Here is a 22,836-nt window from a genome sequence, read left to right as displayed (position 1 = left end):
AATGTTAATGTCATATTGACAATATCGAATTCGTTTGCTATCATTTCGATAATATCAAAACGACAATATTAAGAAATGGGGAATGAGCGATGTTTGGATTCCGATTCGTGAAGTTTCAACCCAGTGAGTACGTAATGAAAGTGAAAAATGGGCAGGTGCAGCTTCAAGGAGTGGGTTTGTCCTTCTACTATTATGAGCCGACGACGTCGGTGGTGGTTCTGCCTGTATCTTCGGTGGATGTGCCCTTTATGTTCGAAGAAATAACAGCTGATTATCAAACCGTTACGGTTCAGGGTCAACTGAGCTATCGTATCGTTGATTATATGAAGATCACCCAAAGCTTGAACTACACGTACAATTTGCGCAAAAACAGATATATTTCCGACGATCCTGGCAAGTTGGATCAACGTGTGATTACGACCGCCAAAGTGCTGACCAAAAAACATCTGGAGCAAATGCCCCTGAAGGAAGCCATTCAATCGAGCGAACGGCTGGCCAGCAGCATGAAACGGGAAGTGGTGCAGAGTGAGGAACTGGAGAAATTGGGCGTAGAGCTGATGAGTCTGTCCATTCTGGCCATTTTGCCCAATAAAGAGACGATGCGTGCACTGGAAGCACAAGCGCGGGAAGAGATTTTACGCCAGGCCGACGAAGCGCTGTATGTACGTCGCAACGCATCCATTGAACAGGAGCGGAAAGTGAAGGAGAACGAACTAAACACGGAAATTGCCGTTGAGACGAAGAAACAGCAGATTCGAGAAACACAATTACATGCAGAGCGTTCGGTGAAACAGAAACAAAATGAGATGGAACAGGAACAGCTCCAATTCAATACGGCGATGGAGGAACGGAAACAACAGCTTATTGAATTGACGATTGCCAATCAGAATGCCGAAGCTGATGCCAAAGCCTATGAAATTGCTGCCGTGATGAACTCGTTACAACAGGTGGAGCCTAGCGTGCTACAGGCGATGGCTAACATGGGTATGAACTCGGATAAACTGATTGCCCTTGCATTCCAGGAGCTGGCTGAGAATGCCGGGAAAATTGGACAGCTTAACATTTCGCCGGATCTGCTGCAAGGATTGATGAATCCACCGACAAGAGAGCAGCAGGGAGGTCGGGCACGATGAGACTTGGGAAGGCAAGCCAGACTGTAGCCGCACACATTACTGGGGGAGAACCGATGACCGAATACAAGTTGATTCTGGTCAAACGCAGAACGAGGCTGGAAGAATTGGTGGTCCGCTATAATACGGTCCAACAAGCCCAGTTCTATATCGAACGCTTGGGAGCAGACTTCAGTGATTACCTGGAGGAGGACAGACGTTATCATCATTCCGTGCAGCAAGCCCAGCAGCAGCTCAGCCAACTGGGCCGGGTTCAGACCATTGATCGGGAACATGTGCCCAACTTTATTTTTGGAGCACAGGACATTGTGGTAGTGATTGGACAGGACGGTCTTGTTGCCAATACACTCAAGTATGTAACCGAGCAGCCGCTTATTGGTGTTAATCCTGACCCCATGCGTTGGGATGGGGTATTGCTGCCATTTACGGTAGAGGATCTGAGCTTCATTATTCCCGATGTTATTCGTAAACGTCGCTCTCTGAAAGAAGTGACTCTGGCCAAAGTGGAGCTGAATGATGGGCAATATCTCTATGGCGTCAACGATCTGTTCATTGGCCGAAAGACGCATGTATCTGCTCGTTATGAAGTTCGCATGGGTTCATCGGTAGAACAACAATCCTCCAGCGGAGTGATTGTATCCACGGGAATGGGATCGACGGGCTGGTTCAAAAGTGTGCTGGCAGGTGCTGCTGGAGTCGTGGGCTCGGAAGCATGGCAGCACATCCAATCGGGTGAAGCGTTTATTCCCGATAGAGACAGCAGAAGCTCTCATTCAAACTCGGACCCTAGAGGGAAGGGTTATTCAGAAGCACATATCGCTGCGACAGCATCTGCACAGGGGAGCATGAGCGACATGAATCACTTTGGCTGGGATGCGCCTTATCTGTATTTTACAGTACGTGAACCCTTCCCCAGCCGGACGACTGCAGCCAATCTGGTTTTTGGACAGATTCATCCGAAACAGCCTTTGCAGATTGTCTCCCAGATGCCGGAGGACGGCGTTATTTTCAGTGACGGGGTAGAACAGGACTTTCTTGAATTTAATTCCGGAGTGGAAGCGACTATTGGCTTGGCAGAGAAACGTGGACGTTTGGTGGTCTAATCCTTTATTTCCAATCCGTTTTTGACTAGAATGGTAAACTAGATGTAGAAGATATGTCAGGGAACGGAAAGAAGGTTGACGATGCAATCGATATTGCTGGTTGAAGATGATGCCAAGCTCGCAGGATTGCTGGGTGAATATCTGATCCGAAATGGTTTTCAAGTGCAGATTGTGGCAGATTTCCGTCATGTTCTGGATGAATTCATGCAGATCGGTCCGGATTTGGTATTAATGGATGTAAATCTGCCTCAATTTGATGGCTACTACTGGTGTAGACAGATTCGTTCGCATTCCATATGTCCCATTCTATTTATTTCGGCTCGTGACAGTGGCATGGATCAGGTTATGGCGCTGGAACATGGGGCGGATGATTATATTACGAAGCCTTTTCAATACGAGGTCGTACTTGCTAAAGTTCGTAGTCACCTGCGTAGAGCATATGGGATGTATGCAGCTGTTCAACCAGAAATGAAAGTGAAAAATGGCTCTATGCTACTGTACCCCGAAAGATATGTACTGGAGTTCGATGGTCTTTCCGCAGAGCTGACTCAGAAGGAATCCATATTGGTCGAAGCGCTGATGGCCAAGGCCGGTCGGGTGGTGGGCCGGGAACGTTTGCTCGAACTGATGTGGGAAGATCAGCATTTTATTGATGATAATACGTTGAATGTGTACATTACACGTGTTCGCCGCAAGCTGAAGGATCTGGGGGCAGAAGAGGTTTTGGAAACCGTTCGCGGAGCGGGCTACCGATTGCTTGATTTGGAGTCACCTGTCCAAGAGGACCGACAATGAAACTGTTCTTAAGAGATCAGCTACCCCTCATCGGATTTTATTTGCTACAAATGCTGCTTGTCCCATGTGTATATTGGCTCTCAGGTGAGGAACGCCCCATGAGGATTGTTCTTTATGGCATGTTTCTGAGTACAGTGGTATTGATCGTGTATCTGACCGTGCGTTATTTCCAGCTCCATCCATATTACCGTGTGCTCCAGCAGCCACAACGGCTGGCACAGGAGCCTTTCCAATCACTTGGTAATGCCCCTGTGGCTAATTGTTTACAGGAATTGATGCATGAACTGGAGCGTAACCGTCAGCATGAGATGGGGCAATTGCGCATGCATAGTGAGCAGCAGGTTGTATTCATGAATCGTTGGGTCCATCAGATGAAGACACCCTTGTCCATTATTCAGTTGACCCTGGAAGATGTGGATGATGATAAAACTGCAGGCAGTATACAGGATGAGCTGGATAAAATGCGCAAAGGGTTGGAAATGGTACTTCATTCTTCACGTCTGGAACAGTTCGAAGGGGATTTTCGCGTAGAGCTTTTGTCTCTACCCGAGGTGGTTCGAAGCAGCATAGCTGAGAATCGACGTTTGTTTATTCGCAGAGGAATTACGCCGGATATCCAAATGGACAACGAACTTCTAGTTTATAGTGACTCCAAATGGTTGCGGTTCATGTTAACCCAGATTTTGACCAATGCCGTCAATTACTCAGATAGCAAAGCAGGTAAAAAAGTCATGATTACTGCCTATATGAAGGAAGAACGAATCGTATTAGATATTCAGGATCAGGGTATCGGCATATCGGCTGAAGATATTCAACGTGTGTTTAATCCTTACTTCACCGGAGAGCGGGGAAGACAGTATCATGAATCTACAGGGATGGGACTATATCTGGTCCGTGAGATCAGTGCACGTTTGGGTAACCAGATTGAATTGTTCTCCAAACCGGATGAAGGAACATTGGTCCGATTCAGCTGGATGAATCGAAAATAGAAGTGCTTTGCCTATGGGCGAAGTGCTTTTTTTATGGAATAGGAAGAAGAGGGAACATAACCTTAAACGCTGTGTAAGGAAAGTTTAAGGTAAATCGATAGCAGGGTTGTAGGAGGTCGTTTAGGATAAGGATATGAAAAGAAAGCATAGTTTAGTTGGAGGGGAAACACCATGGAAATGTTACAAGTTTCGGCACTAAACAAAGTGTATCAGGGCAAAGTGCAGACTCAAGCCCTTAGTGATATTCATCTGACCATCAAGCAGGGTGAATTTGTAGGGATTATGGGACCATCGGGCAGTGGAAAAACGACGTTGCTCAATATGGTCTCGACCATTGATGAACCAAGTTCAGGCAAGGTGCTGATTAATGGCATGAATCCGTTTGATATGAAAAAGAAAGAACTTGCCATGTTCCGACGCAGGGAACTCGGGTTTGTATTTCAGGATTTTAATCTGCTCGATACCTTGACCGTTGCTGAAAATATAGTACTCCCCTTGACGCTGGACAAAGTCAAGCTGAAGGAGATGGAGAGCAGACTCAATCGGATTACCACTCACCTTGGAATTGATCATATTCTGGATAAACGCATTTATGAAATCTCGGGTGGACAGCGGCAGCGTACAGCCATTGCCAGGGCCATGATTAATATGCCATCCATTGTACTGGCCGATGAGCCGACTGGTGCATTGGACTCCACCTCATCTCAAGCGGTAATGGAATCGCTTGAACAGATCAACCAGCAAGAGAAAACAACCATTATGCTGGTCACGCATGATCCACTTGCCGCAAGTTACTGCCATCGGATTGTATTTATCAAGGATGGCAAGCTCGCAGCCGAAGTGCATCGTGGCGATAACCGACAGACGTTCTTTCAACGGATTATTGATACATTATCCTTCTGGGGAGGGAATTCGCATGAGCTTTCCTCAGTTCGCCTTTAACAACATTCGCCGAAACGGGCGAGCGTACATCGCCTTTTTCCTAAGTAGTGCATTCATGGTCATGATATTCTTCGCGTATGCGATGTTTATCTATCATCCGTTTGTTGAGAAATTGCCGATTGGTAAGACTACAGCAGCGGGAATGCAGGTTGCCTCCGTCATCGTATACGTTTTCGCGATCTTCTTTGTTATGTATTCCATTAGTGCATTTCTGAAATCACGGAACAAGGAATTCGGTATTTTAACCATCTTGGGCGCGGAACCAGGACAGATTCGAAGACTGGTCATTCTGGAAAATATGTTTATCGGATGTCTGTCCATTGTGGCTGGAATAGGTGGAGGCATGTTATTATCCAAGCTGTTCCTGATGTTAACCACCCGATTTATCGGTATGGAAGACCTGCCTTTTTATTTCCCGGTAAAGGCCATGTTGATTACAGTGATTGCTTTTTTAGTACTGTTCTTTTGCATTTCCCTGTTCACACTGATCTTTATCGGAAATAAGCGCGCATTGGAGCTGCTAACGGGCACGAGCAAACCCAAAAAGGAACCTAAAGCATCATGGGTATTCTCTATTCTTGGGCTTGCGTTTCTCGCTACGGGATTCATTGCGCTATACGGCAGTTTGTCGAGTGAGAGTATTCTGATCGCTGCTGTGACAGGCATTGCAGGTACGTATTTTTTCTACTCGCAGCTTTCCGTGCTGGCCATTCGTCTGTTGAAACGTAACCGCAAACGGGTGTGGCATGGTACACGCTTGCTATGGATTTCCGAGATGAGTTACAAAATAAAAGATAATGCACGCATGCTGTTTATGGTGACGGTGGTTATTGCGATTGCTTCCATGAGTGCAGTGGTCATTTTGTCGCTGGATCAACAGAATCGACAAGTATTTAGAGACAATCATTTTCCGATTCGTTATAACGTGTACAGTGCATCGGAAGAACCTAACATGGCACCCGTCAATGAGGTTCTTGACGCTGCGGGTCTTCAATATCAGAACGCTTATCTGGAATATTTTTGGACAAGTACAGATGATAGCGGCATCAGTGTGATGTCTCTAAGTGATTTCAACCAGTTCAACACAATCCAGAACAAACCGACCTATAAGCTCTCAGCTCATTCCAGTATATTCATTGATTCACGCAATGTGGAGAAGCCTCGACATGAAGAAAGATTTCGTTCCTATGCCAAGGGCGATCAGTTAACGCTGGATATGAATTCAGGGCCTGTTACACTCGATATTAAATACACTGGAAATGAACCGGAATTCAACGGGCTTCTGTATACATCAGCCCTAGTTATTGTAAGTGATGAAGAGTTTAAGGCTCTTGCCGGACAATTGGACAAAGATGCTGTGTCCGGTAAATATCTTTATCATATCCCTTCATGGGGGGGATCGGTGCCCGATAGGCAATCATCTGAAGTGATGGTAAGCGATCGGCTGGCGGGCATGGATGAAATCATGAGGAATAACTCTAATGATAAAGATTTTTCGGGCTTTTTCACGACGCGATATGCTGACTTCGAAGAATTCAGACAGACAACGGCACTCTTCACCTTTTTGGGGATATTCATTGGACTGATCTTCTCGATCTCCTCAGCGAGCTTTCTCTATTTCAGGCTGCACACGGATCTGGAGGCAGATGGGAAAATGGTGCATTCCTTGTCTAAAATGGGTCTCAGTTTTCAGGAGATGAAACGATCATCCACAATTCAGATCGCGGTTCTCTTTTTCTTCCCAATCCTGATCTCAATTGTTGAAACGCTCGTTGTTGTTAAGCCGTTTCTGACTGAATTCGGTATTACGAATTATACTGTTCCGGTATTAACCGTATTTGGTGCATTTCTGCTGGCACAGACCTTCTATTTCTTCGTCATTCGTTCAAGATATATATCTTCACTACGCAAAATGATGGTTTAAAGTTAGCGGTTTTATATTAATCTGGTCATCTCCCCTGTTTTTGTTCTCTATGCTCCGGTTAATGGAGTGATAGATCATATATGAACATGAGAGGGGTCATCCCGGATGTGGACTGCATTCATGTGGGGCGGCATCTCCGCCTCGGCTGTTGTCATAGGAGCACTTGCTGCGCTGTTTCTGAAAATTCCGAAACGAGTTATTGGCTGGATCATGGCTTTTGGTACAGGTACCCTGATTGGTGCAGCTGCATTTGAATTAATTGGGGATGCGCTCAATGATGGTGGAATTGTGCCGACGGCGATTGGATTTACCTCAGGGGCCGTAGTGTACACGCTATTCGATTTGCTCATTTCCAGTAAAGGGGGAGCAGGGCGCAAGCGTTCGGAAAACACCGGGAACGGAGATTCCAGCCAGAGCGGACTTGGTATTTTTGCAGGTACGGTCATGGATGCCATTCCCGAATCGATCATGCTGGGGGCCAGTCTACTCGCCGGGAACGGTGTCAGTGTTGTGTTGGTTGTTTCTATCTTTGTGAGTAATATTCCGGAGGGTCTGTCCAGTACGGTTGGACTTCAACGCAATAAATACTCCCGCTCCAAGATTATTCTCTTGTGGCTGGGTGTACTGATCATCTCTGCACTTGCAGCATTGGGAGGATATTTATTTCTGGAGCAGCTTCCTGATGAGATGGCCGCGGCTATTGGGGCATTTGCCGGAGGAGGCATTATTGCAATGATCTGCTCCACCATGATGCCGGAAGCGTTCGAAGAAGGTGGGCCGGTAGTAGGTTTTATCGCTTCGATGGGATTGCTTGTATCCCTTTTGCTTGACCTTTGATTCATTCAATTTAATAGGGGAGAAGAGTACCTTTCAGATGATGATCTGGAGTAAGGTGCTCTTTTTTACGTTGTGTTTTCTTGTGCTAAGCCATGGAGTTACTTATAATTTTAGGTAGAACAACTGGGAAATGTTGAGTGATTGCTTTTAGCGATTGTCATCATGTAGGGGAAAGGCAGGATTGAAAATGAAACGTTTCGAGGATGAAGGGGCTTATAAATACAGCTTCTACGCTGTTCTTCGCCGGGGAGAGCAGGTCGATGTGAAATGTAAACCATGCGGCGGGCACGCCTTTATTATCATAGAAGAAGATCATCTAGCATGGAAATGTTCGCAATGTTATGCTCATGGAATTCAAGAGACAGAATATCAGTACAATGCCAAGAAAAATTGCATTCGGTGTGAGCGCTGGTTCAATGTTGAAGTGACGGATGAGAAAAAGATAACTCACAAAGCATCACATATTGAATGCCCGCACTGCGGGACCGTTAATGATGTCGAATTACATAAAAAGCTAGCATACCGAGGGTATTATCCCGATATTCGGGATGGGCGAGATCCTGTGTTTGATATGGAATTGTACTTTCTGGACTATATCAGAGGTAAGGTGGTATGGGCTGTTAATCGGGAGCATTTAAACTATCTGATTTCATATATTTCGGCTGATTTGCGCGTGAAACCTGGAAATGTACCTTTGAAGACGGCTTCACATTCCATCCCCGCTTATATTAAGAACGCCAAGAACAGGGAGCTGGTTGTCCGCACATTGACCAAACTTCAGCATAAGACTGGATAAACCAGCAGAACGCGAGTCAAAAATGTGAATCATATTCAATACCTTTTTCACATCGCTTATCAGGAGTTTGATGTTCGATCCATTGAAGATAATCCCTATCTGGCGGGTACAGTGAGATATCAATCCACAGAGAATGAATATGTAAAATCCGAAAAGCAATATATTAATGCTAAAGATTTTACAACGTTGTTGAATTTTTATAATAAGGACAAAGAGGTGATTTATACTTATTAAAATACTGGAAAAGAGGATGGACAGCTGGTACAATCCATTATTCATCAGGGGATGAGTCGTTCTAGCAATGGAGGCAGTAAAGCTGCTCGTGATCCTTATATCAACGTTACGGCTTTGTTCTATGATAAGTTGGACATCGATGTGAAGCTGGATGTGGATGAAGAACATAAAGTCGTAACCATTCGAATGAATAAAGCGGAGGCGAGATGATGAATTTATTTGGTGTACATAAAGGACCTACATATTTGGAAGGTTTGGTTCGGGAGATTTCGGATGTTCAGACTCATGAAGTCGAATGGAAAGGCAAGTTGCAGACGAGCGACGGACATGACAAGTTCCATATTTTTTATTATGGTGACTTAACCGAAGATGATCTGATAACCTGGCATGATTCGACACCGCTCATTGTATATGCAGAGCATACCGTAACAGGGGAACGTTACTTACTCATCGATTCAGCCAAATACGGTTATGATGCGATGCAATGTGAGACATATCCGGAGGAAGACCTGAATTACAGGCCTCTAAGGCCCTACCTGGACGTCGAAGGGGAAGATATATTTGAAGTACAACTATCTGCCTTTTACAACGTGCCGTGGGATGATGAGTTCGGGGAAGATGTAGATGAAGACGGAACCTACGAATTAATTACGGGAGAGCGCATGGATTTTGAGCAGGTGAAACGTGACGGCTATGATGCATTTGCCATAAGCATTGTAAACCGCAAAGGCGTAATAACCGAAATTGTGCAGGAAGAACTGGCTTAGGCTAGTTGAATTTTCTGACCGGTTGAATGACTGGTGAATTGAACGAAACGATCGTAGGGAGATGTCGTGAATGTATATAGTAACTCGTGCGTTGAAGCCCATACCGGCTAAGGAACTGGATCATTTTGAAGAACAGCATTCTACCTCGTTACCTGCGTCATATCGCCAATGGCTGGAACAATACGGGGAAGGCACGTATAAGGGCTGGATGAATGTGCAGCGGCCGGACCAGGAGGTATTGAAACCTTTTGCTGAATATGATTTTTGGATGCATACGGAGGATACACCGGTTACCCAGGATCAGCTTCAGGAGTGCATCAGTATCGGCAGTTCGGTGGATGGTGATTTCCTGGCGATTCATCCAGAGGTGAAGGGATTGTTATGGCTCCCGCGTCATGATGAGCATATTATCTTGTGGACTTGCTCAGAAGCTGACTTTGGAGAGACATTGGACCGGATCTATTGCGGATATTACCATCAGGATAAACCGCTGACCCCGGCGTTTTTTGAACCGTGGAATGAGCTGCGAAACCACACGTTCTACCACTTGGTTAACGTTGAGCGTGAAGGCTCTATGAAAGAACTGGCCGATTTGTGTAAGAGTAAATTCAAGTGGGATGCAGTGATGGAAAATGAGTACACATGTAAGCTTTTTATGGTCTCCATGGGTGGATATTTACGTTTTAATTATGCGAACGGCAGGGAAATTGCGCTTTTCTATGAAGAGATGCACGGGACGGAAGGTGCAAGGGATCACGATCTGGATCAATTTTTGCTGGCAAATCATTGTACAGTCATCAATAGAGGCGGAGTGGAGGAATAACAATTGAATTGGTTGAAAGAAAATATTGCAGAAACGTGGCGAAGTGAAGGCAAACGATACGCAAAAGATGTCAATGCATTTGTACGCAGAGGCATGGCAGGAGAGCAACTGGATGAATCGGAGCTCGCGGAGGATGCCAGAGCCTCGATTAGTACTGAAGTGTGGAATATGGTGAAGCAAGCCAATCTTCAAGGGGATTTGGAACGGCTTCGGCTTGAACTGCCTGCTGCAACATGGCCAATGAACGAACATTTTCAATCTTCCATGCAGGCCGTTCGGGCTGTAGGTTATCTGAACACAGAAACAATAGTATTCACAACAAGCACCTTCACGGAGAATGGCTGTGTATATACGGCTGATCAACATGGATGGTTGCTATTCTCTCAGTATACCTTCGCAGGTTGTTCGCCAGACGGTGGAGACTATGCGCTGGCCGGATCAGAAGGTATTCGTATCATCAGACAACCAGATCGTCGACTAGAAGGAAAAGAGCTTGCGGTGTATCGCTGGGAAGATATTCAATCCAGTATTCAGATGGCTTTGCCACGTATTGAATCCCTTGCTGACTGTGAGCATCCGGAACGCACACTTGAAGGACTTATTCCATTCAATGATGGGAAATCTGTTCTTATCTTCTCCAATTATGGAATCTACCTGGTAGACCAAGAGCAGGTATCCCTGCTGCACCCGGATCCTGCAGAAATCGAAGAATATGAGTTGGAAGATACACAGATTGATATGGGTCATGCCGCAGTCTCACGTGACGGTCGCTGGATTGCCTACGGTAGCCAGGTCAGTAACCATATGGTTCTGGATCGCCAACAGAATAAGACATATTCGCTTTATCCTGAATCCAGCTATCCTCATTATGCGGTTTTCACCGCAGACAGTTTGAAGGTATGGTTTAATGCCTGTCACTTTTATAACGGTGCTACAATACAAGTTCAGTTGGAAACGATTGATGGTAATGAGAGTAAGGAAGATTGGCCTGTAATGGATGAGAATGCCCGTGTTTACGCTGCAGTAGAATTGGATGCAGGTATGGTGCTTGGTGACGCATACGGATATTTATATTGTGTGAATGGTGATGGGCAGGAAGTGTGGAGACATTTTGTAGGCAGCACCATCTATTCCTTGGCGATCTCGCCTGACCAGTCCAAGCTTGCAGTGGGGACGTTCGGGGGCATGCTGCATATTCTAGATCTGCACTCTGATCAGATGGATGAGTATGGTATAGGCACAGGCACCCTCCGTGAAATTGAGCGCTACGTGTTATGGCGTGGAGAAGAACCTTTACGTTGGTGAACACCAATGATTGAAGATCAAGATTGGATAAAGTGGGGGTTGAAATGAAGCGTGAAGAAGCAGTGATTTTGTTGAAATGTCATGCCTTTGCCTGCGATGATCTGAATCATTCGACAATGGAAACCGGTTTTCTTGGTAGCTTGCGCCCCTTTCGCGGTAACCTGAATGAAGAAAATTTTCATGAACTCATGGAAATCTTGCATGTTTTGGCTCCTGAACTAAAACAACCTACGCTGGATCGTGAAATTATGGCTTCACTATGGGGAATTACCCACCTTGGACGTGCATGGGCCGTCGAACCTGAAGGAATGTTGCAGAGTAATCAATTGATCTCAAATGAACAGATTGCATTGATGGAACGGTGGCTGGATCTGTTTTCCTACGCTGTTATGGTTCTGATCGAAGACGGAGGGGAAGAAGAGGCGTTCTGGGGATATCAGGAATATGTGCGGGAACGGGTTGAAAAGAGTTGAAAAGGGAGGGGTGTGTATGACACCTGAGGCTAATGCAAAATGGAATGATTTGTTTGATGCGTTGAATGAGCTCCTGAACGAAAAAATCCATGATGATGAAATTCGGCAGTTATACGACGAATACCAGCATCGGGAGGGTGCTTCTGAGCACAGTCTAACCGCATTTGAAACGGAGCATGGCGTCCGGCTACCGGAGGATTTCCGTTCCTTCTATAAGCGTAAAGACGGCAGTGGTTATGCATTTCATATCTTGTATCCGGGTGATGCGGAAGCAGAGGAATGTAATCCGTTTTATCTGATGTCATTGAAGGAAATTCGGGAAACCAAACAATATTTCTGTGAAGTAGATGAGAAATTGGACGAGTACTATTCTGACGAAGAGATCAGCAAACTAGACCCGGAGATTAAGCCGTACTTATTCCATAAAGAGTGGATTCCTTTTGCAACGATGGCGGGAGGCTCGCTGTATTTGATGCTTGATTTTGATCCGACAGAGAAAGGAACCTACGGGCAAGTGATTATGTATGTGCATGATCCGGACTTTGTTTATTATGTGTCTGAGACATTTACAGACTTGCTGGAAGTGTCCAACCGTAATCTGAAGATTATGGATGAGATTGAGTATTGAGCAGGTAGAAGCTGTTCAACAGAAGGGCATTGGATATTTTAAAGAAAGTTGAACAAAGACAGGAGCTGCCGACAGCAGCTCCTGCATTGCTATTTTACCATTAGAAACGATGGCCGTGGAAACCTCCGCCAGGTCCACCAGGGCCCCCGGGTCCTCCGCCATGTGGTCCGCCCGGATAGCCGCCTCCAGGGAATGGACCGTGCGGACCTCCCGGGTAACCGCCATGCCATCCTGGGCCTCCGATATGTCCGATGGGAAAGGGCAGAGGAAACGGTACGATGGGTGGATAGGGATATGGATAAGGGTAGGGGTATGGATAGGGTGGCGGTGGATAATAAGGGTAAGGATAACCCGCAGTTGGCGGGATAGGAACTGAACCAGGTCCGTATGCCATGATGCATGCCTCCAGTGTTTGATTGATGATATTAGCCTATGCTGCGATGCAATGGAGTGACACAGAGGGGTTAATAGAACGTGGTATGGTGAAGGGGGATATGATTTGGTAGCTGTGTCGTTTCATACTGATCCAAGAGGCTCTGCTTATGAACAGTTAATTGATGAGTTGATTGAGAAAACAGATCGTTTTTTGCTGGTGGACAGACGAAGGTACGATGTCGACGAAGTACCAGGGGTTTCAAGAGTATTGCGGAAACTGAAGCCTTACTTTATTGAAAGCTGTACGATGGAAGAAATGATGATGCAAAGTGGTGCCATGTATTCAGAGGGGATTTATTACATATATCGCTGCACATCGGAATCAGGGCAGATACTTAAAGAAGAAGCAAACCGTTTTCATGACTGGTTGTATCCATCATTGCCGGATGATCTTTGTTTTTTGAAAGAGGATGGAAGTGATTATTTTTTTAGTGTTGCTCATGAGAACATATATGGTATGCGGATTACACAAGAAGAAGCAAGTGAGTTAATGGAGCGGATCACGGGATTATTCTTCGATTTGCAGCGGCATCAGGACGTTCAATGTCTGCTGGATGATGCGATCAAGCATGAGACCGACATTCTAAATATCAGTTCACATGGCCTAACCGAGATTCCTAAAAGGATTAGGGAATTGAAACAGTTGAAACAGCTGACGATTTTTGAGCAGGATCTGTACACGCTTCCTCCAGCTCTTTTTGAACTAACTTCTTTGGAGAGATTGGAGATCATGACATTGGACCTGGAGTGTTTTCCTGGAGATATCGGGAAACTGAAAGAACTTCGAGAGCTGAGAATATATTGTGGCAGCCCTTTTGCTTCTGTACCTGGATGGAGGCCCAAGCCACAATCGGAGCTGGGATTGAAGTGTATTCCTCCCGAGATCGGTGAACTGAGTAATCTCAAATATCTGGAGATTGTTTATTCCGGTATACGAGAATTTCCTTCCGAACTGGAGAAACTTAAAAACCTCAGGGCATTGCTGGTTACGAATTCATTAATTGAGGGGACACCAGATATCGTTACACGAATGAACTGGTTGGAGTATGTGGACTTGATGAATATTCCGTTCGGTACCAGTTGGCAAGAGGTTTGGGATATGAAAAAAAACCAATAACCAAAAGAAACCTGATCAGGCTTCCTGAGTCAAGGTTCTTTTGGTTAAATGTTGCCTACCTCAGAAATGGGCTCACGCATAGAAGCCCAGAGCATAAGCTGGCGTTATAGGTTATCACCTAAACCGAGAGCGAAGGGCAGGCGTTTTATTTTGGCAACCTCTTATATGGACTTCACCTCACCTACCACCCAATTTACAGCTGACGTGAACCAGAATTCTTTCTTCCAAAAAGACGGAAATAACTATATTAATGTTCTCTCCATTCAGCAATTAAACACATTGGGTAACGTATCCTTGCTGGACATTTTTCTTAGCACGGGCAATGTGGTTGATCCTCATATTCATCAGAATGCATCCGAGCTGGTGTATTGTATCAGTGGTTCAGCGGTCGTTTCCCTTATTAACCCGTTTACCAAAGAGTTGTTGAATTTTACGATCACACCGGGTCAAGTAGCGAATGTTCCGCAAGGCTGGTGGCACTATGAAATTGCAACGGTAGATCAGACTCATCTGCTGGCTATCTTCGATGCCCCGGTTCCTGAAGCCATATTTGGCTCGGATATTTTACGGCTGACACCTGCGAGTGTTCTGGCTCATACGTATTGTTTGGATGAGAACAAGGTGAAGGAAACGCTTGCTCCAATTCAAAAAACGGTAATTGTTGGTCCGCCAGTGGACTGTGTTACTCAAGTTTCCCCGAGCACCAACATGCCTAACTCGAATAGCCATCCCAACGTGCAGCCTTATGTGAATCGCCTTCCATATTGGGGAACATGGGTTGATCCCCGCATTATTCACGAACCAGGCTGTCCGTATTATACAGAACCTCCTGTGAACACGAATAATCAAGGGTAAGTGAACGATATAAGGCATTTAAATGGGGGAAAACCCAGTACATTATCACGAGTGAAAGTGTAGCAATTATACAAAAAAGAAGCGTTCGTAGAAACGCTTCTTTTTTTGTCCATTTGTTTTCAATTTATGATGTGTAATTTCGTCCCAAACCAAGCTCTGTCAATAACTGACGATAAGCGATAGAGGTACGGTCTGCGGGAATATGCGCTTCTGCATGCAGATCCAGTGGCAAATCCTCTGGCTTCTGTGATTCCACCATTTCCCGATCTTCCTCAAATACTTGCAAGTTAAACTTAATTGTATCTTCAATCGGAGCATCCTTGTCAAAGTTACGGGTAATCGGACAGAACAACCGCGTAAAACGTGCAGAGATGGGAGAGGCACAGTTAAGAATGTTAAGTTTGTCGTTCTCCGGGAAGTGAACCGTAAGTGATGCGGCAAATGGCGGAAATACCCGGAATTCACGCAGCCACTGAAAACCTTCGGGTGCGACATTATCCTGACCTTTGCCATAGTTGCTGACAGAACTCCAGTATTCGGCAAGCAGTTCATTGCCTTCGCGTTTTACTTTGTATTGGGGCACTTCGGTGTTGTTCCGGTCGCCGAACGTTTCGGTATGCACGTATGCAAAATGGGATACATCCAGAAACCCTTCCATTTGACGTCCAGCAGAACCTGCGATATCAAAGTTCGGGGGCAAGATGTTGATATAATCTGGATCATCCCATCCCGGGAATGCGGGAATCTGCTCGTCGGTACCGGCGAGTGAAGTCCAAATCAGGCCATAACGTTCGACTGCAGGATATACGATAAGCTTCAATTTGGGAGAAATTTTGGAGCTGGGGCGTGCAGGTACAGCGGTACATTTACCCTCACAGTTGTAACGGAAACCATGATATGGGCAGACAATTTCCCCATTTTCTACCCAGCCTTTACTGAGCGGAGCACCACGGTGAAAACAAAGATCCTTGGCAACTACAACTTTGTCGTTGCTGCGATACAGGACCAAACGGACATCAAGCAATTGAGCGGCAAGTGGTTTATCTGTCACTTCGCTTGCCTGGGCAATGGGATACCAATATTGAGATAATACATGCCAGTCTTCTGCGGAGAACGTGCAACCGCGAGGCAGTTCAGATGTAAGTTGAGGATTGGAATTGGAAGTTATCATGGAAATCACTCCTTGCTAGGATAATGAATCGTTCTTTTTCATGTCAGGAAAGTTTACTTTGTAGACGTATGTTACTACTCTTTTGTTTCGTGTATCAATATGTATAATGATTATTTGTTCAAAATCACAAACAAAACATCAAACAGCTAACATAAATACGGAAACTCCTGTTTATACATAACGCTTTACGTGAACTATATTCATGTCGGTTATGCTCCACGCAGATTAATTACTTAATTGTTAATCGAGCTATATTCTGTGCCTGAGTATGCTGAAGAAATTTTTTATAGAAAAATGTCACAAATGTGAGCCTTGGTTTGTCTTAAGATTGTAGACCAAAATACGGAGGCGAATGCAATGAGTTTAAGAGTGAATTATAGAGTGGCTAACCCGGGTGCTTTCAAAGCAATGATGGCATTGGAGCAGCACATTTCAGGTCAGTTTGAAGACAAACCGTTATATGAGCTACTGAAAATCCGTGTATCCCAAATCAATAGTTGTGCGTTCTGTCTTGATATGCATGCTAAAGATCTGTTGAAGCTTGGAGATTATGCCGATCACATTTTGTTGCTGAGCGTGTGGCGCGAGGTGCCTTTGTTTACAGAAAAAGAACGTGTTATGCTGGAGCTGGCTGAAGCCGTAACACTAATTTCGGAACAAGGCGTACCACTTGAATTGTATGAAAAAGTTAGAGAACATTTCAGTGAGGCCGAACTGGTGGATCTGATCATGGCGATCAACACGATTAATAGCTGGAACCGGATTGCCATTACAACAGGGATGTATCCAGGCTGCTTTAATTAAGTAAACATTCGACCATCTGCCAGAGGAGGCCATTCTCATGAAATTCAATTCCCTCACCAATGAGCCAGAAGTGTCTTCTCTGGAAGTTGGTGAATTGTATATTCGTTACAAAGCCTATGCCTTTTCCATTGCTTACCGCATGCTTGGCAGTGTTGTGGAGGCTGAAGATATTGTGCAGGATTGTTTTGCAGAGCTTCAGAGCAAGTCTCTTGATGATATCCGTAATGCCAAGTCCTATATTGCTAAACTAATCGTAAACCGAAGTCTGAATCTGCTAAACTCTGCCCGCAATCAAAGGGAAAGTTATGTTGGAGAATGGCTTCCCGAGCCGATGAGTGACGGTAAAATGGGTAACATCCCGGAAGAAACCGTGCAGCAGAAGGAGATGATCTCTTACGCTTATCTGGTTATGCTGGAACAGCTTTCCCCAATGGAGCGCGCCGTTTTTGTACTTCGTGAGGCATTCCAGTATGAATATACGGAAATAGCGGATTGGCTGGGCAAATCAGAGAGCAACTGCCGTCAGATTTTTAGCCGGGCGAGACGCAAGCTTCCCGATAGACTTCCGCCGATGGAACAGAGTTCTGCAGATTATGCTGCAAAAGAGCAATTGCTGGCTCGTTTTACAACGGCTTTTCTGAATTATGATGTCTCCGAGATGCTGGAGCTGCTTGCTGAACAACCGGTATTTACGGCAGATGGCGGTGGACGTGTGCATACGGTCATGAGAACGATGAGGGTTCGTAAGGGTGTACTCGCCTTGTTGACCTCTCGCCGGGTGCTTACCCGATTGCGAAAACGAGAGTGGGTGCCTACATTTATCAACGGAGAGCAGCACCTTGTGTTACTGGAAAACGGACAGTTGTCCGAAGTTCTGTGTTTGGAACTGGACTCTCTTGGAGAGCGAATTGAGGGGTTCTATCTCGTTGTGAATCCAGACAAACTTACATCGGTATCGAGATAATACTTTTCTGGAATGGAATAAGAAGGGCTCAAGGCATGTTAAAGCGGCACATCCTGTAAAGAGGAGTGCCGCTTCTTTTTAGCTTTGAGATTGTAGCTAATTTTATTGTGAACTAACAACATCCATTTTGGACCGGTTATTATTTATTAATTATTGGCAAACAGGCTTTCAACATGGTCAGTAATCTCTCTGATTTCTGGGGTAAGTTCGTCGTTACTCTTATCGAGAAGATGCAAAATCTTCTCCACTGTATCCAGAAGTACACTCTTCGTGTTAGTCTCCCTATTTGCCACAGCCTTTTCATATGCTTTTTTCACTTCTGGATCGATAGTACGAATTTCTTCTTCCGTGTACCAGTCATAGGCGGGAGAGTTATCACTTCCATAAAACAGGTAACCAACGTACAGTGAATTTTTAACTGCTGACGTACGATTAGAGCTTGGGAAGTTGTTCAGGAAAGCTTCCTTTTCTAGAGTACGCCGGATGAGTTCATCCCAGGTTATGATAAAGGCCGCATCGGAAGTTGTGGGCTGGTTGGATTCCGCAGCCATAATATCAATGTAAGCAACAATGTCAGGTTTCACGTAGGGCTGAAACTTTTTGTACATCTCATAATTGAGGATGGGATAGTATAGACCTTCACTAGTTTCCAGTTTGAATCCCAGATCGGAAGCTTCCTGCAAGAGCTTGCGAACGGACGGATCTTTAATCACTTTGAGCAGACTGCTATATGTAAGCCTTTGTTCATAACCTATGTTGGAATGGGCTTCATAGAGAACGCTTTGAAACAGTTCCGTATACATTTTTTGATCCAAGTCAGCCAGTCTGATCTTTTGCAAATTCTCCAGTTGAAGGGTCATCAAGGTAGCCTGCCAAGGTCCGACTTCATCGATATGATTCAATAGATATTTACGTGCCTGAACCAGGCTGGGCGTGGATTTCACTGCATTTTTTGAATACATTTGAAATTGATGATATACCGCTTTGGAAGCTGGGACAGGTGCAGCCAATGTAGTTTGGGATGTTATCAGAGTTGCAAAGATGGCCGTAAAGCTTAATGTAATGGCTAGAAAACCAAGTTTAATCGATGGATTCAATCGCATTCAAAAACCTCCCATGTTACATAATGAGTAATTGTGACCACATTCTGATTAAACCAGTTTCTGGTAATCGAATCAAGGGAGAATTCTTTTAAAATAAAATGTGTTATTCAAGACATGCTGCAAACATTAGTTGATTCTGGAAATAACAAAGAACAGCATCTTTCAACCTTGAGTGGGTTGAAGATACTGTTCTTTGTTGATTAAGCTTATTTTAAATTAATGGAGAGGTGGTTTATTGTTGATTGGCATCTGAGGTGTGCCGTTTGCTGGAACGTAGGCCTGAAGCATCTGTGTGGTATCATTTGCACTGAGTTGAGGCACTTGATAGTAGGCATGTTGATTTTGATACGTGAAAATTTCGTAAGCCATCTCGATAAACTGTTGAACCTGCGAAGCGATGACCCGGCGTACGGCGCCATTCGTAATTTCAGGTGCAGACATAGCCAGCAAAGAGGCGTGAGACTTGATTAATCCCAGCATATGACCGCTGATGCCTGCATCTTTGACATCCGAAAGGGATTGATTTGGCTTTTTCGGAGCGGACGGCTTGAGGCCATACACAGGTTGCACGATGTTCGGAATCATGTAGGTTGCAGTCTCGTGATGAGGCTTGTGCCCAGTTGAGAAGCATTCTGCAGTCAGATTATATTGGGATAACATGAAGTTGTATTGACGATCAAGAATATGAAGAAGTTCAGTATCTTGTACAAACGTCCTGAAGATCATGTATTGATCCAATACGTTGATGGCTCCTGACAGAATTTCATGCATATCAAACATTTCATGCCCGCCATGGTTCAAGTGGGGTGTGAAGTCTGAATTTGTGTTGTTAGCAGGTTGTATTCGGTTTGGAGGCTGCATTGAATTTGGATTCATTGTGAATTTGATTCTCCTTTGGGAAATGGTATGATCCTAGTATGGTCTTCAACAGTAAATTTATGTAATGTGTGCTGGTTATAAGCGAAAATAGAGACAGGTATGGTGGTGGTTGGATGGAAACCGATTGGAGTGTTCCCAAAGCGTTATTCGTTAAACATTATGGGAGCGCTGTTCAGATGCATCGTGGTGGTGTTTATGCAGAATATAAACAATGGGATGTGCCGCAAGAGCTGGAGCAGACATGGATGGAAGAAAGAATAGGTCAGTTAACCTCTGAATTATCCATCATGAACTGGGACGCGGTTGATGAGCTTACGTCGATTGCCAGATATCATGCAAATCCGCTGATTATTGCCGCAGTCACAGCATTCGCATCAAGACAACTGACGAGTGCGGACAGTATGGTGCGTCTAGTGTATGCGGAACGTCTGATTGAGTTGATCAAGCGATATGAATCGATTATTTCGGTGGATAAGCTGCGTGAAGCCTATCAACTGACAATGAACTTGTTGGAGGATGTAGTAACAAAACCGTTGGTGCTTGATCCGGGACATGAACTACAGCAATATGGGTTAAAGGATAAACGTGGACTGAATCTGCGTGTGGAAAAGAACAAGGAAGAGATTATCCGTTATTTTCGGAACTGAATGTATTTCATTGGATCAAGTGAGGTAAATATCATTGAGAAAACTGAATTATATCAAAGTATTTATTTTCCTTAGTGTGGTCACAGTGGTGACTCTAGGTTTGTATTACGCAGCTGCGGATTGGCTGGATCAGCGCTATTTTCGCTTCCTTATCTGGAATCTGTTTTTGGGCTGGATTCCTTTTGTGTTTTCATATGTGGCCTATGGCTTTAGCCATGTTAAATGGAAAGGGGCAACATGGTTTGTCGTTGCAAGCGGACTGCTCTGGCTATTGTTCTTCCCGAACTCTTCCTACATTGTAACGGATCTTGTCCACCTGACGGCACGCAGTTCCCGCTATTATGGCGGAGGCAATGGATTGGACTACAAGTACTGGTATGACTTAATTGTGGTTTTGATGTTCGTTTGGACGGGTTTATTGCTCGGATTTCTTTCGATGTATCAGCTTCAGGAAGTGATCCATCACAAACTGGGACGATGGTTTTCATGGATATTTGTGCTAGCGGGTTGTGCACTGGGGAGTTACGGTGTTCTGCTGGGACGTGTATATCGCTTGAACAGCTGGGATGCGTTAACCAATCGAGAGACGCTGGTTGAACTTATGCATGAGAGTGTAAGTCGTCCATCGCTGGCTTTCTGTATGTTCTTTGGCACGTTTATTCTTACGATCTACGCAACGTTATACTATCTAATTAATACCAGATCTTACCGTGATAGAAAGACGGAGGTAGGAAGTTCAGAGGCTGAACTGCAAGGCTTGCGATAATCGAGAGCCTGGCATGTCTAGTTCTAATAAAGCCGTAATAAATAACCCTCAACTATTCGGGAAAACTCCCTAACGGTTGGGGGTTATTTATTACCCATTAAATGAAAACGAAGAAAGCTACAAGCATTTTAACAGTTCAGGAGCAATCCGCTTGGGGAACACATCCAGTGGAGGTTTTTCCTTCTTTCGTTTGTCATTGGTGAGCACGGCAACGAGTTCCAGGGACGGGACGATATATACAAATTGACCACCAAATCCACGGGCGTAATAATAGTGGAGTATGGAAGTGGGCTGTTCCGCAACCTTAGCTTCCGAAGTTTCGTTGGTATAAGCATCTACCCACCAATGCCAAGCGTAACTACCATGATTGGGTGGAGTAACCGAAATGGCAGGTTTTGTAGAGCGGCTAACAAGATCACTCGAAATCAGCGACTGCCCGTTCCACATGCCTTGTTGCAAAAACAGTTGTCCGAATTTTAGTAAATCTTGCGGCAACATTTTTAAACCGAACCCCCCGGTATGTACACCTTGTGGGTCACTTTCCCATTCATACTGTTGAATCCCCAACGGGCCAAATAAGTAACGTTCCGCGAACCCAGCTACGGACATACCTGTACTTTGCATGAGGATGGCAGACAATATCTGCGATACCCCTGAATTGTATTCCATATATGTACCTGGCACATGACTTAAGTGTTGCTCCAACGCAAACTTCACCCAGTAATCCGTACGCGTCATACGCGGAAATGAATTCTGTCCTCCGAATTCGTCCCAGTTGAATCCGGCTGTCATGGTTAATAACTGCTCTAACGTTATTTCAGGTTTGCGGGGGTCAGAGTCTGATACCAGCTGTGGGAAAAAGGTGGAGATCGGCGTGTCAGCCTCAGGCAGCACCCCTTGATCCATAGCAATACAGATGAGCGCGGACAACACACTTTTGGTGCAGGAATTGATTTTTGCAATATGGGTAGCTGCTTCTTGATTACGGTAGTGTTCGTAAATGATTTCACCACGTACGCTGACTAAGCAACTGCGCAGATCCAGCGGTGGGATCATTTGATGCAACATGGATGGTATGGATGAAGGATTCATAGTGTCCTTTCTTATTTGGGACTTACCCCATAAATTGAGTATTCATTAGAAAAAGGTTTGAATCATTATCATAGCATAGGAATAAATAAGTTCTCAATTCATCCACCTCACTCAGACTCAGGGATTAGTAAGAACTGGACCGCAGACTGATTCAGTTGTTCATATTTATTGATACAATCGGGTCACATAATAAATGGGGTTATTTTACAGGAAAAGAGGAACATGAGCTTTGGTCTGTAGGGTTGGACATATCGGAA

Annotated in this window: 25 protein-coding genes; 20 read left to right on the top strand and 5 right to left on the bottom strand. The window is 44.9% G+C overall.

Going from position 1 to position 22,836, the window contains the following annotated elements:
• The first annotated feature begins 89 nt into the window (after positions 1 to 89).
• From AC4PM4_RS19670 to AC4PM4_RS19605, 14 genes are all read left to right on the top strand, one after another.
• Entirely contained in the window at positions 90 to 1,133 is a 1,044-nt protein-coding gene (locus AC4PM4_RS19670) for an SPFH domain-containing protein (protein WP_491614363.1), read from the top strand.
• Positions 1,130 to 2,233, top strand: coding sequence for a diacylglycerol kinase catalytic domain-containing protein (locus tag AC4PM4_RS19665; protein ID WP_491614361.1), 1,104 nt, complete (start codon positions 1,130 to 1,132; stop codon positions 2,231 to 2,233). Before AC4PM4_RS19670 ends, AC4PM4_RS19665 begins: the two co-directional genes overlap by 4 nt.
• An 81-nt stretch (positions 2,234 to 2,314) precedes the next feature.
• Positions 2,315 to 3,028: a response regulator transcription factor gene (locus AC4PM4_RS19660; RefSeq protein ID WP_491614359.1), complete on the top strand. Its 714-nt coding sequence runs from the start codon at positions 2,315 to 2,317 to the stop codon at positions 3,026 to 3,028.
• Between the two features lie 98 nt (positions 3,029 to 3,126).
• The gene (locus AC4PM4_RS19655; protein ID WP_491614357.1) at positions 3,127 to 4,017 is read left to right on the top strand and encodes a sensor histidine kinase; all 891 of its coding nucleotides are present in this window, start codon (positions 3,127 to 3,129) and stop codon (positions 4,015 to 4,017) included.
• Positions 4,018 to 4,188: 171 nt separating this feature from the next.
• Positions 4,189 to 4,959 (top strand): ABC transporter ATP-binding protein, encoded by a 771-nt coding sequence (locus AC4PM4_RS19650; protein ID WP_076289013.1) that lies wholly within the window; start codon positions 4,189 to 4,191, stop codon positions 4,957 to 4,959.
• Complete coding sequence (locus tag AC4PM4_RS19645) at positions 4,934 to 6,883, top strand: FtsX-like permease family protein (RefSeq protein ID WP_491614354.1); 1,950 nt, start codon at positions 4,934 to 4,936, stop codon at positions 6,881 to 6,883. Before AC4PM4_RS19650 ends, AC4PM4_RS19645 begins: the two co-directional genes overlap by 26 nt.
• Positions 6,884 to 6,988: 105 nt before the next feature.
• Positions 6,989 to 7,720 (top strand): ZIP family metal transporter, encoded by a 732-nt coding sequence (locus AC4PM4_RS19640; protein WP_090807319.1) that lies wholly within the window; start codon positions 6,989 to 6,991, stop codon positions 7,718 to 7,720.
• Between the two features lie 187 nt (positions 7,721 to 7,907).
• A complete protein-coding gene (locus AC4PM4_RS19635; protein WP_491614534.1) occupies positions 7,908 to 8,516 on the top strand; it encodes a hypothetical protein in 609 nt (202 codons plus the stop codon).
• A gap of 285 nt (positions 8,517 to 8,801) precedes the next feature.
• A complete protein-coding gene (locus AC4PM4_RS19630; RefSeq protein ID WP_491614352.1) occupies positions 8,802 to 8,960 on the top strand; it encodes a hypothetical protein in 159 nt (52 codons plus the stop codon).
• Positions 8,960 to 9,517, top strand: a complete 558-nt coding sequence (locus tag AC4PM4_RS19625; RefSeq protein ID WP_491614349.1) for a hypothetical protein — start codon at positions 8,960 to 8,962, stop codon at positions 9,515 to 9,517. Before AC4PM4_RS19630 ends, AC4PM4_RS19625 begins: the two co-directional genes overlap by 1 nt.
• Positions 9,518 to 9,587: 70 nt before the next feature.
• Positions 9,588 to 10,340: an SMI1/KNR4 family protein gene (locus tag AC4PM4_RS19620; protein ID WP_491614347.1), complete on the top strand. Its 753-nt coding sequence runs from the start codon at positions 9,588 to 9,590 to the stop codon at positions 10,338 to 10,340.
• A 3-nt stretch (positions 10,341 to 10,343) separates the two neighbouring features.
• Positions 10,344 to 11,645: a hypothetical protein gene (locus AC4PM4_RS19615; RefSeq protein WP_491614345.1), complete on the top strand. Its 1,302-nt coding sequence runs from the start codon at positions 10,344 to 10,346 to the stop codon at positions 11,643 to 11,645.
• 44 nt (positions 11,646 to 11,689) lie between these two features.
• The gene (locus AC4PM4_RS19610; protein ID WP_491614344.1) at positions 11,690 to 12,118 is read left to right on the top strand and encodes a hypothetical protein; all 429 of its coding nucleotides are present in this window, start codon (positions 11,690 to 11,692) and stop codon (positions 12,116 to 12,118) included.
• Positions 12,119 to 12,134: 16 nt separating this feature from the next.
• The gene (locus AC4PM4_RS19605) at positions 12,135 to 12,746 is read left to right on the top strand and encodes an SMI1/KNR4 family protein (protein ID WP_491614342.1); all 612 of its coding nucleotides are present in this window, start codon (positions 12,135 to 12,137) and stop codon (positions 12,744 to 12,746) included.
• Between the two features lie 100 nt (positions 12,747 to 12,846).
• Here the strand turns inward: AC4PM4_RS19605 and AC4PM4_RS19600 are convergent, their stop codons facing one another.
• Positions 12,847 to 13,140: a hypothetical protein gene (locus AC4PM4_RS19600; RefSeq protein WP_143021529.1), complete on the bottom strand. Its 294-nt coding sequence runs from the start codon at positions 13,138 to 13,140 to the stop codon at positions 12,847 to 12,849.
• Positions 13,141 to 13,245: 105 nt separating this feature from the next.
• Here AC4PM4_RS19600 and AC4PM4_RS19595 point away from each other — a divergent pair, with 105 nt between their 5' ends.
• Both AC4PM4_RS19595 and AC4PM4_RS19590 read left to right on the top strand, forming a co-directional pair.
• Positions 13,246 to 14,298: a leucine-rich repeat domain-containing protein gene (locus AC4PM4_RS19595; protein WP_090807311.1), complete on the top strand. Its 1,053-nt coding sequence runs from the start codon at positions 13,246 to 13,248 to the stop codon at positions 14,296 to 14,298.
• 150 nt (positions 14,299 to 14,448) lie between these two features.
• Positions 14,449 to 15,153 carry a cupin domain-containing protein gene (locus AC4PM4_RS19590; RefSeq protein WP_063563142.1) on the top strand — a complete coding sequence of 235 codons (705 nt, stop codon included), beginning with the start codon at positions 14,449 to 14,451 and terminating at the stop codon, positions 15,151 to 15,153.
• A gap of 124 nt (positions 15,154 to 15,277) precedes the next feature.
• Here the strand turns inward: AC4PM4_RS19590 and AC4PM4_RS19585 are convergent, their stop codons facing one another.
• On the bottom strand, positions 15,278 to 16,324 hold the full coding sequence (locus AC4PM4_RS19585; RefSeq protein WP_491614339.1) for a Rieske 2Fe-2S domain-containing protein: 1,047 nt from the start codon (positions 16,322 to 16,324) through the stop codon (positions 15,278 to 15,280).
• Between the two features lie 357 nt (positions 16,325 to 16,681).
• On the opposite strand from AC4PM4_RS19585, the gene AC4PM4_RS19580 reads away from it, so the two are divergent.
• Complete coding sequence (locus AC4PM4_RS19580) at positions 16,682 to 17,128, top strand: carboxymuconolactone decarboxylase family protein (protein ID WP_072733365.1); 447 nt, start codon at positions 16,682 to 16,684, stop codon at positions 17,126 to 17,128.
• A gap of 37 nt (positions 17,129 to 17,165) precedes the next feature.
• Positions 17,166 to 18,092, top strand: a complete 927-nt coding sequence (locus tag AC4PM4_RS19575; protein WP_072733364.1) for a sigma-70 family RNA polymerase sigma factor — start codon at positions 17,166 to 17,168, stop codon at positions 18,090 to 18,092.
• 146 nt (positions 18,093 to 18,238) lie between these two features.
• Here AC4PM4_RS19575 and AC4PM4_RS19570 read toward each other — a convergent pair whose 3' ends face one another.
• Together AC4PM4_RS19570 and AC4PM4_RS19565 are read right to left on the bottom strand one after the other, a co-directional pair.
• Positions 18,239 to 19,195, bottom strand: a complete 957-nt coding sequence (locus tag AC4PM4_RS19570; RefSeq protein WP_083584631.1) for a hypothetical protein — start codon at positions 19,193 to 19,195, stop codon at positions 18,239 to 18,241.
• A gap of 216 nt (positions 19,196 to 19,411) precedes the next feature.
• The gene (locus tag AC4PM4_RS19565) at positions 19,412 to 20,056 is read right to left on the bottom strand and encodes a spore coat protein (protein WP_072733546.1); all 645 of its coding nucleotides are present in this window, start codon (positions 20,054 to 20,056) and stop codon (positions 19,412 to 19,414) included.
• Between the two features lie 131 nt (positions 20,057 to 20,187).
• On the opposite strand from AC4PM4_RS19565, the gene AC4PM4_RS19560 reads away from it, so the two are divergent.
• Positions 20,188 to 20,721 carry a hypothetical protein gene (locus AC4PM4_RS19560; RefSeq protein ID WP_491614336.1) on the top strand — a complete coding sequence of 178 codons (534 nt, stop codon included), beginning with the start codon at positions 20,188 to 20,190 and terminating at the stop codon, positions 20,719 to 20,721.
• Positions 20,722 to 20,755: 34 nt separating this feature from the next.
• Positions 20,756 to 21,487, top strand: coding sequence for a DUF1361 domain-containing protein (locus AC4PM4_RS19555; RefSeq protein ID WP_063563137.1), 732 nt, complete (start codon positions 20,756 to 20,758; stop codon positions 21,485 to 21,487).
• A gap of 117 nt (positions 21,488 to 21,604) precedes the next feature.
• Here the strand turns inward: AC4PM4_RS19555 and AC4PM4_RS19550 are convergent, their stop codons facing one another.
• Positions 21,605 to 22,579: a serine hydrolase domain-containing protein gene (locus AC4PM4_RS19550; protein ID WP_072733362.1), complete on the bottom strand. Its 975-nt coding sequence runs from the start codon at positions 22,577 to 22,579 to the stop codon at positions 21,605 to 21,607.
• Positions 22,580 to 22,836 lie beyond the last annotated feature (257 nt).

It is taken from the genome of Paenibacillus sp. MDV22-iso6 (assembly GCF_058408365.1).
Note: the sequence above shows the minus strand (reverse complement) of the source record. Positions and strands in the feature narration are given on the sequence as shown.